Source organism: Bacillus sp. JJ1127, assembly GCF_036965845.1.
Lineage (GTDB): Bacteria > Bacillota > Bacilli > Bacillales > Bacillaceae_G > Bacillus_A.
The window spans coordinates 1-1,068 of sequence record NZ_JBALQK010000438.1 but is presented as its reverse complement, the minus strand read 5'-3'; the positions used below and the strand labels follow the sequence as shown (position 1 = coordinate 1,068).

1 protein-coding gene is annotated in these 1,068 nt (G+C 30.5%); it reads left to right on the top strand.

Going from position 1 to position 1,068, the window contains the following annotated elements; translation table 11 throughout:
* Positions 1 to 160 precede the first annotated feature (160 nt).
* On the top strand, positions 161 to 1,068 hold a 908-nt coding region (locus V7183_RS25635), incomplete at its 3' end, for a phosphotransferase enzyme family protein (RefSeq protein WP_335361297.1).

Genomic DNA, 1,068 nt, shown 5'->3' with positions numbered 1-1,068 from the left:
TTAAACGACCGTTTTCGGTATTTTTTAAAGATACTAGATTGGATATATATGGTAGTATGGAGAGGGGGATGAAGAAATATACTTAAGCTAACTGGCAGGTTAGCGAGAGGAAGAATTTAAGTTAGACAAGTCGAAATTTAAGGTAGGAAAGGAGTTTAAAATGATTAATCTAGAAAAGAAGATACTTAAATTAATGAATGAAATATATCCAGTGGATTTTATTAAGGTTAAATCAGTAACAAATGAAATGTATCAGTGTATTGCGGAACAAGGTGACTACTTCGTTAGAATAACTAACTATAAAACGTATGAAGAACAGTTGGAAGAAGTTAAATATACAGACTTTTTATATAGGGAAGGTTTAGGAGTACCTCCAATAATAACTTCTTTAAATGGTAATTTAGTAGAAAAGATAACATTAGACAGAGAGCTTTTTATTGTATTGTATAAAGCTGCTTCTGGTATACACTTACCAAAAAGTCAATGGAATTCCAGTGTGTTGAAAAAATTGGGTCAGCAAATTGGCAGATTACATCGTTTGTCTAAAAAGTTTGAAAGTATTGAACCGATAAAACATATAAACGATTGGTATGACAATGAGGAATATTCTTTTCTTACCTATATCCCTAAAGAAGAAGGTATTATTAGAGAATTTGCACATGAGGTTTTATGTTCGATAAAGAAACTGCCAAAAAGTCCTTCAAATTATGGCTTGATACACGGCGATTTATGGTTAGAAAATATATTAGTAGAAAATGATTTGAATTTGACAATGATTGATTTTCAAGATTGTGAGAAACATTTTTATATATTTGATTTAGCAGTTCCAATTTATAGCGCGATGGAGTATTCGTTTGTAGGGAATGGTAACATAGTTGACTATGGGAATTCTATTACACAAGCAATAGTTGACGGATACCGAGAGGAAAATGAAATATCTAAGGAAATGATAGATAAGCTTCCTTTGTTTATTAAATTAAAGGAAATATTTGAATATAGCTTAATGCATATGTACTGGAATAAAGAGGAATTAACTGAAGAACAAGTACGAATAATGAACCTTTATAG